The following is a 14,705-nucleotide window of genomic DNA, read 5'->3' as shown; positions in this document are numbered from 1 at the left end:
AGGGACAGCAAACGGCGAGACGATATCCGTTGCCAAGATATGATTGCGACTGTCTAATAAATCATAGCTTATGACGTCTCTTTTGAGGAGCGGAAAATCGTCATTATTATACGTTTCTATACGCTGCGTTATTTTTGCGGTAAGCCCTGCGACAGTAATCATAAATCCCTACTTATTTTATTTATATATATTGAACTGATATTGAACTGAGATAGCTATTTAGCTTATACAACGACTAAAGTCATCTAGCTATCGAGATGGTATAACCTAACAAGATACGTTATACCATACGAGCTACTTTATATCATCACTACCTATCATAATGCGGCTTTATCATATAAAAATTAATTGACTGAAAATAGATTGTTTAGCCGCGGAATATGTTTTCTTGTTCAAGCGACATCTCAATACCTTCGATATCGGCATCGTTTGCTAAGGTAAATAAGTAATCGCACAAGGATTGGTGAAACGCTTGTTGGCTCAGCTTATTATGAATCGCAGGGCTGACTTGCTCATAAGTCATCTGAATGCCAGGCTCTTTGGTTAGCACGTCGACAACATGAAAACCATAACGGCTCTCGATAGGGCTTGGCGCCAGTCCTGCATCCATTTTAAATAACGCGCCTTCAAATTCTGGTACAGTCTGACCTTTATTAATAATGCCAAGCTCGCCGCCTTGCTCTTTTGATGGGCAAGCTGAATGCTGGCGCGCCAGTTGAATAAATTCAGCATCGGGGTTGGCATTGTTTTTAATTTGTTCGATAAATTCGTAAGCGGTTTTTTTAAGTTTTAATCGCTCATCGCCGTCTTCTGGCGGACATGCCAACAAAATATGACGGACATTCATAATAGGGTCGGTCTTAAAGTCAGTGATATTCTGCTTATAATAGCGCTCGCAGGTTGCCATATCGGGCATCGTTGCTTGCACGTTTTTTTCTATTAAGTCAGAGATGGCTTTTTCTTCATCGTCAAGCCATGCTGCCTCGCCAAGGCTTGACTCATCTAAAACGGCAAGGCGCAAGAGTTCACGCACCACCAAGGCTTGCGTCGCTAAAAAAACCGCATCTTCTTTGTTTGGGGCAGGGTGGTATTGCAGTTCTTGGGCAATCGCTGTTCTATCTATCATCACGCCATTGACGGTTACCGATGGCAGCTCATCACGGCTAGAGGCAATCAGGTTTTTATGGTTGCTGCGCTCTTCTGCCATGGCTTTTTCGATAAACTCTTGGTCAGAATGTGGTTTTTGCAAATCATTTAAGGTTGGCATAACCCGCAAGATATCATCACCACGACCCGTCGGAGCATGGCTATGACTATGATGGTCATGGTCGTGACTGCCATGCCCATGAGTGTGTTGATGGTTCGCATGGTCGGCTGGATTATAAGTACTGACAGTCATGGCGTTACTCCACTAAGGGTTTTGGTAATAGAAATTTTAAAATACGATATCACTTTACTGAGAAAAATATGGCTAATAAAAATTCGCTTTAAAACAAGTTTTATGAAAACCATAAGGCTTAAGACTATTTATAAAGGTCTAAACAAAAAAATAGAGCCACCTTTAAATATTTACTCACTAATGAAGCGTTTAAAGGTGACTCTATGGCAATTGCTCACTGACTTTATATTTCTTTAACAAAGTATCGAGCGTATTTTTCGTACCCTCAATACTTTATTAAATGGATAATTTAAGCCAGCTCTAGGCTCATTTTAGGGCCAAACGGCTCATAATGAACGCTATCAACGCCATGGTCTAAGGCCATTAGACCATCGATGATACTTTCCATAAACATCATAGAACCACAGACATAAATATCAGCAGGCTTTGGTAAGTTAGCAAGCCATGCTTCATCTAGGATTTGTCCAGATTCAAAGTAGAAAATGTGCTTTTCTACGTTGTCGGCGGCGGCAAGTAATTCATTAACTTTACTATCAAAAGCGTGATGCTCTTTATTCTGACAAGCATAAACCCAAACGATAGGACGTTTTGGATTGGCGGTGACTTGCGCCTCTAACATCGACAAAATCGGGGTGACACCAACGCCTGCGCTCACCAGTACCAACGGAATATCATTTTGCTGAATCAAGTCTTGGTTGAGCTCAAAATCACCAGCGGGTGCAGATAATAAAATCGTATCGCCAACGTCTAAGTGATCATGTAAGTGGTTTGATACCAAGCCATAATGCTCATTACGGTTGTCGCGTCTAACGGCAAATTGGATACCTTTATTGCCTGTGGCTGAGTATAAAGAATAATGGCGTAGAGCAAGATGGTCGCTGTCTTCTGGGTCGGTTTTGACCGTGATGTATTGACCGGCGGTCAGGCTTAATTTGCTTAAATCAATATCGTCATTTACAGGAACGACGGTAAAGGCGGCGATATCTGTCGCGGCTTCTACTTTTTCAGTGATTTTAAACGGCGCAAAGCCTTCCCACATTTCTTGCTCATACATGGTTTTTTCTAGCTGAATAAAGACATCAGCAATTTCATCATAGGCTTCAGTCCACGCATCGATGATGTCATCGTTAGCGGCTTCGCCCAATACTTCTTTGATAGCGCCTATTAAGTGATGACCAACAATCGGGTAGTGCTCGGGCAAAATTTGTAAGGCACGGTGTTTGTGACTGATTTGGGTGACTTGTGGTAGTAGTACAGCCAATTTATCCAAGTGCTTTGCTGCGGCCAAAACCGTCATAGCCAGTGCAGTCTGCTGGCGGCCTAATTTTTGGTTGGTTTCGTTAAAGATATCTAAGAGTTCAGGGTGTTGGTTGAACATGTTTTTATAAAAGACGGTCGTAATTGCTGTGCCATGTTCTTCAAGTACAGGAACGGTTGCTTTTACGATCTCTAGTGTTTTTGGTGACGCCATGGTGGATCCTTTAGTGATTTACACAGTGATAAGTTTAGAAGCGTTAGCTCAGTGTATGAGACTAATAACCTTCATTAAACTGCTTTAGAAAACGCTGGGATTGAGCGTTTAGCGGTCTAATAATTAATATTTTACCATAAGATTCATTAAAAATGAATCTTATGGTATCGTAGCTTTATCTAAACTTGAATGCTGTATCACTATTGTGGCTATTTCTATTGCGAACGTTTCTCTCTCACAATCTGATAACGGCGACCGAAATACCAGATTGGCGCACTGATGATATGGATAAGCCGGGTAAACGGGAATATCGCAATCAGTGTAATACCGAGCGCCATATGCAACTGATAAATCAAGTCGGTTTGCTCGATACGCGCCGCTGCCTGCCAAGGTCTTAAAATGGTAATGTCTTGCGCCCAGCCTGCCAAATTCATCATGGTATAACCATCTAAATGCTTGACTGAGGTAAAGATAGAAATTAAGCCAAGATTAAGCTGAATAAATAACAACACCAGTACCAGCTTGTCTGAGAACGTCGAGGTGTGCGAGATACGCTCATCGGTAAAGCGTCGCCATAGTAGCATCACCAGACCGAACCAACAAAATACCCCCGCGATACCACCGACCACCACCGCTAAAATCTGCTTATGACCGGCGCTAATAAAGCGGTCATAAAGAAAATGCGGCGTCAGCATGCCAAATAAATGGCCGAGCAAAACTACGATAATACCGACGTGGAAGAGGTTGCTGGCAAGGCGCATGTTTTTGCTTCTGAGCATCTGCGTTGAGCCAGATTTCCATGAATACTGAGATAAGTCAAAACGTACCCAAGTACCAATGATTGCAATGGTCAACGCAATATACGGATAAACACCAAAAAGGAAGATTTGTAGCCAATTGAGGTTGGCGACAGACTGTACACTCGGATCTGCAATATTCATGTCATCTCTCCTTATTATTGTTTAACCGGTTGGCTGGTTTTAAAATCGACCCAATGTACAGGGGCATCGACCGTATTTGTCGCGGGAGTGGTTCGAACGCCCGCTTTGGCCGCAAGATTTTGGGTACTCGTTTGTGACGGGCAGCGATCTTCTTGTTGCGCATCCAAAAACGTCACCACTTCCTCTTCCCATTCTTTATCTAGCGCCTCAAAGGTGTCGTCGCGCTGTTCTTTGCTGATTTGCTCTTGGTACTCTTCAACGATAGCAAGTGGCTTACCAGCGATTTGCAATAGCGCATTAAAGCAGCCTTGATAAATACTGCCGCGATCCTCTAATCGGGCAGCAAGCAGGGCGATAATATGGCTGACATCGGCAATATCCATACGAATCTGAATATCGTCATTAATCACCGACGCTTGATAGGCTAAAAACTCAAGGTATAAAGGCAGATAGTCTGGTAATTCTTTAACACTAATCTCAAAACCGGCTGCTTCATATTGACCCATCAAATCGACCATCGCTTGACCGCGATCACGCGATTCGCCGTGTACGTGCTCAAACAACCACAGCGATAGCGAACGACCGCGCTCAAACAGACCGTCATAACGCGCTTGTGCTTCAAGGCAGCCGGTATCGATTAAATCTTCGATCAAGTCGATGATTTGGGTGCGTACTTCTGGGCTAATCAGCGTCGAGCGTGCGATAATTTCGGTACAATCAGCGAGGGTATCACCACTAAATAGCTCATTGTTTGGATAATCTATCAGTAAGCTTAACACCTTGAGAATCTTCAAATCCGAAGCACCAATAGTCGGGGGCGTCATAGGTTCATGCACGGAATGACTGTTAGGAAATTGAGTAGTTTGCATCTTATGACTCCCACTTTTGGACAGTATCGATGAAATCACGGCGATTGGCTTTACGTTGTCCAAACATACTGTTGTCAGAATGTCCTGAACAGCCTTCGCCAAAGGTGAAGCCGCAACCGTTACGCTCAGCAAAAGCGTCACTTAAGGCTTCTTCACGGTGCGCAGTTGGAATCACAAAACGGTCTTCGTAATTGGCGATCGCCAAGTAGCGATACATCTCTTCTACTTGCAGTTTGGTCAGACCAACATCGTCCAAGATACTTTGCACTTCTTGCTTTTCTACCAATTGCATGCGTTTGTAGCTACGCATGGCAAGTAGACGTTTTAGCGCCAAACGTACTGGCTCTTCATCGCCTGCGGTTAGCATATTGGCAAGATAGCGCAGCGGAATACGTAAGCTGTCGACATCCGGAATCAGGCCGTCCATACCAACTTTACCGGCTTCGGCGGCGTTTTGAATCGGTGATAATGGCGGTACATACCAAACCATCGGTAGCGTACGGTATTCAGGGTGTAACGGCAGCGCCAGTTTCCAGTCCATCGCCAACTTATAAACCGGCGAGCGCTGCGCTGAATCGATCACCGATTGTGGTACGCCGTCTTTTAACGCTTGGGCGATGACCGCAGGATCATTAGGATCCAAGAACACGTCCAACTGTGCTTGATACAAATCTTGCTCGTTAGGGGTGCTAGCGGCTTCGGCGATTTTGTCTGCATCATAAAGTAGTACGCCTAAGTAGCGGATACGGCCAACACAGGTTTCAGAGCAAACGGTTGGCAGACCAGCTTCAATACGCGGATAACAGAAGATGCATTTTTCAGATTTGCCCGATTTCCAGTTGTAGTAAATCTTTTTGTACGGGCAGCCTGAGATACACATGCGCCAGCCGCGGCATTTTTCTTGGTCAATCAAGACAATGCCGTCTTCTTCACGCTTATAAATCGCGCCGCTTGGGCATGACGCCACGCAGGTTGGGTTCAAGCAATGCTCGCACAGACGCGGCAAGTACATCATAAAGGTGTTTTCATACTGGCCATAAATATCGGCTTGGATATTGTCAAAGTTTTTATCTTTACGGCGTTTTTCAAACTCTGACCCTAAGATTTCTTCCCAGTTCGGACCCCATTCAATCTTTTGCATACGCTTGCCAGTAATGGCTGAGCGCGGGCGGGCGATAGGCGAGTAGTTGCCGAGCGGAGCAGTATGCAAATGCTGATAATCAAAATCAAAGGGTTCGTAATAATCATCAATCTCTGGCAAATCAGGGTTAGCAAAAATATTTGCCAACACGCGGAACTTACCACCGATACGTGGATTGATCGTGCCGTTGGCATTACGTATCCAGCCGCCGTTCCATTTATTTTGATTTTCCCACTCTTTGGGATAACCGATACCAGGCTTTGATTCAACGTTGTTGAACCACGCGTATTCCATGCCTTCACGGCTGGTCCAAACGTTTTTACAGGTGACCGAACAGGTGTGACAACCGATACATTTATCAAGGTTAAGCACCATGCCGACTTGTGAACGAATTTTCATGGGGTGTGCTCCAAGCTTTTGTATAAAAAGCAATTAATATAAGTACTTATCAGTAGCAATGTATAAAGGTGCTATTAACCATCAATGGTGGTTGGCAATGGGCGTGGTAATGAGTCATCCGGTTTTTCTTCCAACCAATCGATTTTCGACATTTTGCGAATCACCACAAACTCATCACGGTTACAACCAACAGTGCCATAGTAGTTAAAACCGTAAGACTGCTGCGCGTAGCTGCCAATCATGTGCGTCGGTTTTAAGATAGTACGAGTCACTGAGTTGTGAATACCGCCGCGAATACCGGTTTGCTGCGAGCCCGGTACGTTGACCAATTTTTCTTGGGCGTGGTACATCATGGTCATGCCTTCTTTGACGCGCTGACTAACGATGGCGCGCGCGGTAATGGCACCGTTAGCGTTAAAGACTTCAATCCAATCGTTATCGACGATACCGGCTTTTGCAGCATCGACTTCTGATAACCACACACAAGGACCACCGCGGCTCAGCGTCAGCATGAGCAAGTTTTCAGAGTAGGTACTGTGGATACCCCATTTTTGGTGCGGTGTTAAAAAGTTCAGCACAATCTCTTTATTACCGTTGGGTTTGGTGTTTTGGATAATATCCGTCGTCTTGGTGTCGATAGGCGGACGATACTGCTGCATTTGCTCACCAAACGCCTGCATCCACGGGTGATCTTGATAAAACTGTTGACGACCGGTAATCGTACGCCAAGGTATCAGCTCATGGACGTTGGTATAACCGGCGTTATAGCTCACTTCATCGGATTCAATACCCGACCACGTCGGGCTTGAGATGATTTTGCGTGGCTGCGCAACGATATCTTTAAAGCGAATCTTTTCATGTTCACTGGATTTGGCCAAATGCGTATGGTCGCGACCGGTAAATTCAGACAGTGCTGCCCAGCCTTTAACGGCAACGTGACCATTGGTTTCAGGAGCCAGCATCAAAATCATCTCAGACGCATTCACCGCGGTATTCAGACGAGGACGACCTTCAGAGATACCCGGCTCAGTGACACGGTGGTTTAAATCACCCAGTTGTTTGACCTCAGTTTTCATGTCCCAATTCAGGCCTTTTGAACCATTGCCCAGTTTTTCTAGAGCCGGACCCATAGAAGTAAACTTCTTATAGGTATTAGGATAGTCGCGCTCAACGATTTTAATCATTGGGCAGTTTTTACCCGGAACGGGTTTTTCGCCCGCCGTTTTCCAATCGGTGCCGCCAAATGGCTGCGCAAGCTCACCTGGGCTATCATGCTGCATAGGCAGAGTGACCACGTCGGTTTCCACGCCTAGATGACCTTTTGATATCTCAGAGAAGCTCTTAGCAATACCCTTATAGATTTCCCAATCCGATTTAGATTCCCAAGCAGGGTCGGTGGCGGCGGTTAATGGGTGAATAAATGGATGCATGTCAGAGGTATTCATGTCGTCTTTTTCATACCAAGTCGCGGTCGGCAGGACGATATCAGAGTACAAACAGGTCGAGGACATACGGAAATCAAGCGTTACGACCAAATCAAGCTTGCCAGTAGGGCCTTTTTCTACCCAATCGACTTCTTTTGGCTGCAAATGACCCGTCGGATTTTCTTCGTTAAGCAGACCGTTTCTGGTACCCAAGAAGTAATGGAGCATGTACTCATGACCTTTACCTGATGAACCCAAGAGGTTTGAGCGCCAAATAAACATATTGCGCGGGAAGTTCACAGGGTTATCAGGTGATTCACAAGCAAAGCGTAGGCTGCCGTCTTCTAATGAGTCGACCACATACTCTTCTACGTCTTTACCGCTGGCTTTTGCGGCGGCGGCTATGGTCAATGGGTTGCGATTGAGCTGCGGCGCTGATGGCAACCAACCTGCGCGCTCGGCTTGGATGTTGTAATCAAGCATGTGCTCTGGGAAGAATTTTTTATTGGCATTTGGCGAGAGAATCTCATGGGCTGAGATGGTCTCATGACGCCATTGTGAGCTGTGCTCATAAAAGAAGCTGGTACCCGCCATTTGGCGCGGTGGACGATGCCAATCAAGAGCAAAGGCAAGGGGTAACCAGCCAGTTTGTGGGCGCAGTTTTTCTTGACCAACATAGTGTGCCCAGCCGCCGCCAGATTTGCCGATACAGCCGCACAGCATAAGCATATTAATCACGCCGCGATAGTTCATATCGAGGTGATACCAGTGGTTCATACCCGCGCCGATGATAATCATCGATTTACCATGGGTTTTATGGGCGTTTTCAGCAAACTCACGTGCTACTTGAATGACACGCTCACGGCTAAGGCCGGTAATCACTTCTTGCCAAGCTGGCGTGCCCGGTACGCTTGCATCGTTATAATCATCGGTGACGTGCTCGCCGCCGACGCCATTGTCAACACCAAGGTTGGCAACGGTTAAATCAAATACCGTGGCGACGATAGCGGTGCTGCCATCGGCAAGGGTAATGGTTTTGCAAGGGACAGTTTTTTGCTGGATAGCCTCGCCCGGTACTGAGGTAAAATGCGGATGATCCACATGACCGAAGTAGTCAAAGCCCACGACACAAGTCTCAGCGCTGTCTTTTAAGGTAAGCGTCAGATCAATGTCTTCGCCTGTGGTCCCGTTTTTTTGCTCAAGATTCCATTTGCCTTTTTCGCCCCAACGGTAGCCGATTGAGCCTAGCGGAGAGACCAATTCGCCGTCATTATTTAAAGCGATGGTTTTCCATTCAGGATTGTTTTCTTGACCCAAATCATCGACCAAGTCAGAAGCACGCAGATAACGGCCAGCACGGCGCGCGCCATCTTCACCTTCTAACATCACAAGTACCGGCAAATCGGTATAGCGCTTGGCGTAGTCTAAAAAGTAATCGCTTGGCTGCTTGAGGTAAAACTCTTTGATAATAACATGACAAAATGCCTGCGCCACTGCCGCATCGGTACCTTGTTTAGGATTGAGCCATAAGTCGGTGAGCTTAGAGATTTCTGCATAGTCAGGGGTGATAGAGACGGTTTTCGTGCCTTTATAACGTACTTCGGTAAAGAAATGCGCATCTGGCGTCCGCGTTTGCGGCACGTTTGAGCCCCAAGCGATGATATAGTCAGAGTTGTACCAATCGGCTGATTCTGGTACGTCGGTTTGCTCGCCCCAGACCATCGGTGATGACGGAGGTAAATCACAATACCAGTCATAAAATGACAAACAAACACCGCCGATAAGCGATAAATAGCGGCTACCAGAGGCGTAACTGACCATCGACATCGCAGGAATCGGCGAGAAACCAATAATGCGGTCCGGCCCAAAGGTTTTAGCGGTATAGACGTTACTGGCGGCGATGATTTCGTTGACCTCTGCCCACGTTGAGCGAATAAAGCCACCAAGACCACGCTTAGATTTATACTGCTCAGCTTTGATAGGGTCTTGAACGATACTGCCCCAAGCATCGACAGGGTCAGGATACTGAGCTTTGGCTTCGCGCCATAATTTTAGAAGCGGCTTGCGTACCTTTGGATATTTCACACGGTTAGCAGAGTACATGTACCAGCTGTAGCTTGCGCCGCGAGGGCAGCCGCGTGGTTCATGATTTGGTAAGTCAGGGCGGGTTTCAGGATAGTCGGTTTGCTGGGTTTCCCACGTCACCAAGCCGTTTTTCACATAAATCTTCCACGAGCAAGAACCGGTACAGTTGACGCCATGCGTTGAGCGCACGATTTTGTCATACTGCCAACGGCTACGATACACGTTTTCCCAGTCACGAGACTCATCACGCGTCTCGCCGTGTCCATCGGAAAATTCGCCCTGTTTACGTTTAAAAAAACGGAATTGGTCGAGTAAATGGCTCATTTCGCTATCCTCTGTTTTATTGCCTATGGTGTATCTAAAGCTGAGTGCCGCATGCTGGTATCGTCGTACTTGACTCGATATTGGTATGCACCTAAGCCGTAAATATTATTTCAATAGCGTCATTTTAAGTAAGCCATAGCACCCTTACTATCCGCTAACATGAGCAGAGCACTACCACCTTAGTAGTAGCTATTAAAAATAACAGCGCCAGAAAATGGCGGCTAAATAGCTGCTCAGTGACGGAGTGTGACGCTGATTGTTAAGCCAATCATGAGCAGTAAAAATTTAAAATAAAAAAAGTGCTACTTACATGGGCAAGTAGCACTTTATAGATTTAGTTTTGCTTGTATAAAAGTCGCTTTAAAGGACTTATAACACAGCCGTTTTAGCAAGGAATCTCAGCATTCGGGCGGCTGTAATACCACCATGTCAACACAATACAGAGGACATAAAAGATGATTAAGGAGATAAAGGTGCCATCGATACCCAGCCCTGAACCGAACATTTTTGGCACAAAGAAAGCGCCATAAGCGGCAACCGCTGAGGTAAAGCCGACCACTGCTGCTGACTCTTTACGTATCTCGACAAACAACTCTTCTGTACCCGCTTTTTCAGGCTCACGGCGGTCATGAAAGGTTCTAAAAATAACCGGAATCATGGTAAAGGTTGAGCCGTTTCCGATACCGGTGGTGATAAAGAGCACCATAAAGGAGATAAAGTAGCCAACAAAGCTGCCGTCACTGGTCTCGCTAGGTAAGAAGTACATCACTGCCAATACTGCTAGTACCATCACGACATAGTTCCAAAACGTGACCTTTGCGCCGCTGGTTTTATCAGATATCCAGCCCCCTAATGGGCGAAATAATGCGCCAACCAAAGGTCCTAAAAAGGCAAATTTAAGTGCGTCAATAGCAGGGAAGGAGTTTTTAATCAACATCGGGAAGGCAGCAGAAAAGCCAATAAAAGAGCCAAACGTCGCCATATAAAGGATACACATAATCCAGTTATGTTTGCGTTTAAAGATAACCGATTGGTCTTTGAACGAGGCTTTAGCAGTAGCGATATCGTTCATGCCAAACCATGCCAATGCGGCAAACAGCAGGATAAAGGGTACCCAAATAAAGCCCGCGTTTTGGAGATAAAATAATCGACCGCTGTCAGATACTTGCGGGTCGCCGCCCAAGCTACCAAAGGCACCAATCAAGATAATCATCGGTACCACAAACTGCATCACTGATACGCCCAAATTACCCAATCCAGCGTTTAGCCCAAGCGCTGTACCTTGTTCGGCTTTTGGATAAAAGAACGAAATATTGGACATAGACGACGCAAAGTTACCACCGCCAAAGCCGCACAGCAGCGCAATAATGGCAAATATAATAAATGGTGTATCAGGGTTTTGTACCGCAAAGCCCATCCATAATGCTGGTATTAATAAAGATAAGGTGGAGATCGCTGTCCAACGACGTCCACCAAAAATAGGTACCATAAAAGAATAAAAAATCCGCAGCGTCGCCCCTGACAGCCCCGGTAGCGCGGCTAGCCAAAACAGCTGTCCGCCATCAAAATCAAAGCCAATCTCTGGCAGGCGCACGATAACCGCGCTCCATACCATCCATACTGCAAACGCCAATAGCAAAGATGGAATAGATATCCATAAATTTCGTGTGGCGACTTTTTTGCCGCCGCCTTGCCAAAATTCTTCTACTTCAGGTCGCCAATCAGTAATGAGCGTACCACCTTTGAAGTTGTATTTATTGCCCATACTATTCCTCACTTATTGTCTTTATAAAAAATAAGTATTTATAAAAAATGATAACTCACGGTACTTTGTTATCGGGATAATGAGTATTCATACATAGTGGTATACTGATGGCTAAAAGGGGTATAGTAGTAATAGATTTATTACCAAAAGTTTGATTTTTTAATGATTAATAAGCGCATTTGTTATTTTAAATACGGATGGTTTTGAATATTGACGGTTTTAAAATGAACGGTTTTAATAGTGTTATTTACTCCCTGTTTTCGCTAATTTGCTAGGTGAATGCCATTCATGAGGTCTAAACAACACAGACAGTCTTTATCGCTGCATGCTTGGGGCGCTATTTTGATCATAGCCACCTTAGCGGTGATGTCTACGCTAGGAAGTGGCGCGCTGGCATGGGTGGCAAGGTCGGATGCCGAGGCCATTAATGTGGCAGGTTCGGTGCGTATGGCAACTTACCGACTCAATTTTCAGATAGCGACGGATTTTTCAGATGACCATCCTTTTAGTCCAAGTTTACATGTCGGACAAAACAGCGTAGGCGCTCAAACCAATGAGCAGAGCGCCAAACAGGATACATTAGACTTTGCCAATAAAACGACCGCTGAAAAGATAGATATTCTCAGCCGTGATATGGAAAATCGTCTCGAAGAATTACAGGTCTATCAGCTGACGAGCGCCAATCGACATGTGCGCATCAATGAGCAGCTTAAAGAAATAAAAGAGCAGTGGTATCAAGATTTAAAGCCAGCGTTATTGGCGCAAGATAAGCAAGGGTTTTATAGCGTCTCATCGCGTTATATCGAAGATGTCAATGACTTCGTCGGTGAGCTGCAATACCGAAACGAGCAGCGCCAGACATGGCAACAAAACTTACAAATACTCTCATTGCTGCTTATCGCTATTATTGTCTCAATCGGCATGCGCCGTTTGCAAAAATCGGTACTGCTGCCCATTCAGCAATTGATTAAAGCCAATAACCAATTCAAACGAGGGCAGACTCAGACGCGTGTGTCCATCAAGGGCTACCGAGAATTTGAAGTATTGGGCAGCTCTTTTAATGACATGGCGGGCACGATTGAAACCTATCAGCGCTCGCTTGAGAGTGAAGTACAAACAAAAACCCAGCATTTAGTCAAAGCCAATCAAGTCCTGTCACTGTTTTATGACTTTTCAAAATCGCTGACCACCAGCCAAGTGAGCTTATATCAGCTCGATGATTTGATTGCAGACTTTAGCAAGGCGCTGCCGCATTTAGAGTTTACTCTGTGTATTCAAAATAAATATATCACCAATAAAAATGCTATCGTGCTGCATGGCGAGAAAATGAAAGAGCTGTGCAAAAAGCTGAGCTGTGAAAGCTGTGGCATTAAAAATGGTGAACATACTAAGTCTTATCCTATCATCCATCAACAAGAAACCTTTGGGGAGTTGCGCGTACGTCCAAAGTCGACGCTGGTCATGAATCGCTCTTTTGTCACTGATGGCGACGATAATGCTGATAGTCATAGCAATATAACGGCAGAACAGCGTATTCAAATGACCGAAGCGGGCAGCATTTTCCCGTTTGTCAGTGCCGAGTTGGATGCGCAAAATGACGAGCTCATCGTGGCATTGACCAATTTAATCAGTACCGCACTATCACTGCGCAAACAAAGACAACAAGAGCATCAGCTGATTTTATTTGAAGAGCGCTCAACCATTGCCAGAGAATTGCATGACTCCTTGGCGCAATCATTGTCTTATTTAAAAATCCAAGTCAGCGTCCTTGAGCGTCATCTAAAAAATGCGGCCAGTGAGCCAGTACAAGCGCCTGTCTATCAAAACATTGAGCAGATAAAAATAGGTTTGGGTTCAGCGTATCAGCAGTTAAGAGACTTGTTGGTGACGTTCCGCTTGACCATTGATAATGATAATTTTGATGAAGCACTACGTGATGCTGCCAGTGAGTTTGCCTCCAAAGGCAATTTTAATATGACCGTGCACAATCGGATTATGACGCTCAATTTAAGCGCCACTGAACAGATAGATTTGATACAGATTTCCAGAGAAGCGCTATCAAACATCAGCCGTCACGCCAAAGCAAAAAATGTAGAGATTCAATTGGCGTATGAGGACGGTGATAAATATATCGTTATGAGTATCCTCGATGATGGTGTTGGCATGTCAGGAAGTGTCGATCAAACCCAGCATCACGGCCTCATCATTATGAAAGAGCGCGCCCACAACATCGGCGGCGAGCTTATTGTCACAGACAATCAACCGCAGGGTACCATCATCACGGTCAGATTTGCGCCCAACTTCTTTGATGAAAAAAATACCCAAGACGCTTATTTATAATCGAATAAAATTACGCTTTTAGATAATAGATTTATCATTTTCGCTGTTTTTACTTTGCCATTTTTTGTTTTTTTAAGCAGTTTTTTTGAGTAAGAGAGTTTTTGTACCATTTTTTCTAATTTGTGAGTATGTTATGAGTACTAAAGTTTATACCAGCATGTCGCCTGCGCGCCTACTATTGGTCGATGACCATCCGATGTTACGCCGCGGTATCTCTGAATTACTAAGCCTTGAGGACGATGTCGAAGTCGTTGGCGAAGCCAGTAATGGTCAAGAAGCATTGGCATTTTTAGAAAATAACGACGTGGATTTGGTGATACTTGATCATAAAATGCCGGTACTGACCGGTATCGAAACTTTACGAGAAATCAAAGCCAGAAATATCAATACCAAGACCGTGTTATTCACGGTTTCAGATAGCGGCGAGGATGTCCAAGAGGCATTAAAATTGGGCGTCGATGGTTACTTGTTAAAGGATATGGAGCCTGAGCTGATTATCATTGATATCAGAAAAATCCTGCGCGGCGAGCTGGTCATTAGTCCGAAC

General features: G+C 45.2%; 9 protein-coding genes. 2 read left to right on the top strand and 7 right to left on the bottom strand.

The features are described from left to right. Positions 1-367: 367 nt before the first annotated feature. The 7 genes from V7D75_RS04260 to V7D75_RS04230 form a co-directional block, all read right to left on the bottom strand. Positions 368-1,267 (bottom strand): peptidylprolyl isomerase, encoded by a 900-nt coding sequence (locus tag V7D75_RS04260; protein WP_442968918.1) that lies wholly within the window; start codon positions 1,265-1,267, stop codon positions 368-370. Between the two features lie 421 nt (positions 1,268-1,688). Further along, positions 1,689-2,870, bottom strand: coding sequence for a globin domain-containing protein (locus tag V7D75_RS04255; protein ID WP_333613543.1), 1,182 nt, complete (start codon positions 2,868-2,870; stop codon positions 1,689-1,691). 215 nt (positions 2,871-3,085) lie between these two features. After that, complete coding sequence (narI, locus tag V7D75_RS04250; RefSeq protein ID WP_068404985.1) at positions 3,086-3,811, bottom strand: respiratory nitrate reductase subunit gamma; 726 nt, start codon at positions 3,809-3,811, stop codon at positions 3,086-3,088. A 14-nt stretch (positions 3,812-3,825) separates the two neighbouring features. Then, positions 3,826-4,635, bottom strand: coding sequence for a nitrate reductase molybdenum cofactor assembly chaperone (gene narJ / locus V7D75_RS04245; RefSeq protein ID WP_333613557.1), 810 nt, complete (start codon positions 4,633-4,635; stop codon positions 3,826-3,828). Positions 4,636-4,681: 46 nt separating this feature from the next. Then, complete coding sequence (gene narH / locus V7D75_RS04240) at positions 4,682-6,220, bottom strand: nitrate reductase subunit beta (protein WP_068404987.1); 1,539 nt, start codon at positions 6,218-6,220, stop codon at positions 4,682-4,684. Between the two features lie 74 nt (positions 6,221-6,294). Then, complete coding sequence (locus V7D75_RS04235; protein WP_333613542.1) at positions 6,295-10,053, bottom strand: nitrate reductase subunit alpha; 3,759 nt, start codon at positions 10,051-10,053, stop codon at positions 6,295-6,297. A gap of 385 nt (positions 10,054-10,438) precedes the next feature. Then, positions 10,439-11,818: a NarK family nitrate/nitrite MFS transporter gene (locus V7D75_RS04230; RefSeq protein ID WP_333613541.1), complete on the bottom strand. Its 1,380-nt coding sequence runs from the start codon at positions 11,816-11,818 to the stop codon at positions 10,439-10,441. 288 nt (positions 11,819-12,106) lie between these two features. Between V7D75_RS04230 and V7D75_RS04225 the strand changes: the two genes are divergently transcribed. Beyond that, the gene (locus tag V7D75_RS04225; protein ID WP_333613540.1) at positions 12,107-14,158 is read left to right on the top strand and encodes a histidine kinase; all 2,052 of its coding nucleotides are present in this window, start codon (positions 12,107-12,109) and stop codon (positions 14,156-14,158) included. A gap of 133 nt (positions 14,159-14,291) precedes the next feature. Continuing rightward, on the top strand, positions 14,292-14,705 hold a 414-nt coding region (locus V7D75_RS04220; RefSeq protein ID WP_333613539.1), incomplete at its 3' end, for a response regulator.

Origin of the sequence: Psychrobacter sp., from assembly GCF_036731945.1 — a bacterium.
Taxonomy (GTDB): Bacteria; Pseudomonadota; Gammaproteobacteria; order Pseudomonadales; family Moraxellaceae; genus Psychrobacter.
The sequence above is the reverse complement of the archived record's forward strand: the minus strand, read 5'-3'. Positions and strand labels throughout refer to the sequence as shown.

Bases quoted from the DNA above. Each gene is read 5' to 3' on its own strand.
- V7D75_RS04260 (WP_442968918.1), bottom strand. From the start codon at position 1,267: ATGCCAACCTTAAATGATTTGCAAAAACCACATTCTGACCAAGAGTTT.
- V7D75_RS04255 (WP_333613543.1), bottom strand. From the start codon at position 2,870: ATGGCGTCACCAAAAACACTAGAGATCGTAAAAGCAACCGTTCCTGTA.
- narI (WP_068404985.1), bottom strand. From the start codon at position 3,811: ATGAATATTGCAGATCCGAGTGTACAGTCTGTCGCCAACCTCAATTGG.
- narJ (WP_333613557.1), bottom strand. From the start codon at position 4,635: ATGACGCCCCCGACTATTGGTGCTTCGGATTTGAAGATTCTCAAGGTG.
- narH (WP_068404987.1), bottom strand. From the start codon at position 6,220: ATGAAAATTCGTTCACAAGTCGGCATGGTGCTTAACCTTGATAAATGT.
- V7D75_RS04235 (WP_333613542.1), bottom strand. From the start codon at position 10,053: ATGAGCCATTTACTCGACCAATTCCGTTTTTTTAAACGTAAACAGGGC.
- V7D75_RS04230 (WP_333613541.1), bottom strand. From the start codon at position 11,818: ATGGGCAATAAATACAACTTCAAAGGTGGTACGCTCATTACTGATTGG.
- V7D75_RS04225 (WP_333613540.1), top strand. From the start codon at position 12,107: ATGAGGTCTAAACAACACAGACAGTCTTTATCGCTGCATGCTTGGGGC.